This window comes from Rhizobacter sp., assembly GCF_031412495.1.
Lineage (GTDB): Bacteria > Pseudomonadota > Gammaproteobacteria > Burkholderiales > Burkholderiaceae_C > Schlegelella_A.
Window position 1 is genome coordinate 1 of the sequence record NZ_JANODC010000477.1, and the last position, 1,829, is coordinate 1,829.

General features: G+C 73.4%; 2 protein-coding genes. One reads left to right on the forward strand and one right to left on the reverse strand.

Annotated elements, in window-relative coordinates; all coding sequences use genetic code 11:
* Nucleotides 1-1,307: M81 family metallopeptidase (locus tag AC30N0_RS17830; protein WP_489519232.1), on the forward strand; the 1,307-nt coding region annotated here is incomplete at its 5' end.
* Nucleotides 1,308-1,336: 29 nt separating this feature from the next.
* Here AC30N0_RS17830 and AC30N0_RS17835 read toward each other — a convergent pair.
* Nucleotides 1,337-1,829: MlrC C-terminal domain-containing protein (locus AC30N0_RS17835; protein WP_489519233.1), on the reverse strand; the 493-nt coding region annotated here is incomplete at its 5' end.

Genomic DNA, 1,829 nt, shown 5'->3' on the forward strand with positions numbered 1-1,829 from the left:
TCGTGCCCTCGTGCTGGGCCGGGGCGATCCCGTCGTCCTACGTGACGCGCGACGCCTTCGAGCGCATCGCCGGGGCGATCTGCGAGGACGTCGTCGCCGCGCGCGACCAAGGCGGGCTCGACGCGATCTACCTCGACCTGCACGGCGCCGCCGTGGCCGAGCACGCCGACGACAGCGAGGGCGAGCTGCTCGCCCGCTTGCGCGCAATCGTCGGAGCCGGGCTGCCGATCGTCGCCAGCCTCGACCTGCATGCCAACGTCACCCGGCGGATGCTCGACGTGGCGGACGCCCTGGTCTCCTACCGCACCTACCCGCACGTCGACATGGCCGCGACCGGCGAGCTCGCGGCCGGGCTGCTTGCCCGCCGCCTCGTCGCCGGGCGCAAGGAGCCGATGCGGTTCAGGCGCCTGCCGTTCCTGATCCCGCTCAACGCGCAGAGCACCTGGCTGGAGCCGGCGAAGGGCCTCTACGACGAGCTCGCGGCGCTCGACCGCGAGCTCGGCACGGTGCTCAGCTTCTGCATGGGCTTTCCCGCCGCCGACTTCGAGGAATGCGCGCCCATGGCGTGGGGCCACGGCGCGCAGGCCGAGCGCGCCGTCGAGCAGCTCTACGCCCGAGTCGGCGCGCCGGCCCAGTGGCAGCTCGAGATCGTCGGCGCGCGCGAGGCCGTCGCCCAGGCGCTGACGCTGGCCGCGGATGCGGCGGCGCCGGTCGTCATCGCCGACACCCAGGACAACCCCGGCGCCGGCGGCGACAGCAACACCACCGGCATGCTGCACGCGCTGCTCGCGCAGGGCGCCGGCCGGCGCTTTCCCGGGCAGGTCGCGCTCGGCCTGCTGTTCGATTCCGCCGCCGGGCGGGCCGCGCACGCCGCCGGCGTCGGCGCCGAGCTCGACCTCGCCCTCGGCACCGCGGTGCCCACCTTCACCGGCCAGCTCAGCGACGCGCCGGTGCGCGGCCGCTTCAAGGTGCTGGCGCTGAGCGACGGCACCTGCACGCTCGCCGGGCCGATGATGCGCGGCCTCACTGTGAACCTCGGCCCGAGCGCATGCCTGGAGATCGAAGGCATCCGCATCGCCGTCGTCGGCGGCAAGAAGCAGCTGCTCGACCGCGAGCTGCTGCGCATGGTCGGCATCCACGCCGAAGCGATGCGCCTGATCGTCGTCAAGAGCTCGAACCACTTCCGCGCCGACTTCCAGCCGATAGCCAGCCACATCCTCGTCGCCAAGGCGGCCGGCCCGATGGCTGCCGACCCGGCCGACCTGCCCTGGAAGAAGCTGCCGGCATCGATCCGGCGCACGCCCTGACGCGCCGCGGGTCGCGACGCCCGCCCGGCTCAGATCGCGTCGAGCGGGTAGATCGGCCGGCGCACCTTCTTGAAGTTCAGGGCCGCGTAGTCGGACGTGCAGACGCCGGTGCCGGCGCACTCGACCACCGCGTGGGCCAGCGGCCGCAGGCCGGCGCGCCAGTGGATCCGGCTCTTCAGCATCACGAAGCGCTTGGTCTCGGGCGCGATGCCGACGGCGGTGAAGGCGGCCAGGTCGTGCGGCTCGACATGGTTGGAGATCACGACGATCTGCACCTTGCCGGTGTCGAACACGGCGCTCGGGCCCATGTCGTTGAGCTCGCCGCGCGCCATCGGGCCGCGGTTGCGGAAGCGCCCGTCGCAGACCAGGCGGACCCGGCCGCTGACCTCGCGCGGCTGGCCGCGCAGGCCGATTGCCGGCATGTCGAGCTTGCCGCCGAGCGTCAGCGTCACTTGCGCGCCGACCCCCGCTTCGATCATCTGCTGCACGGCCGCCGGATCGAAGATCGCGAACGCGGCGACG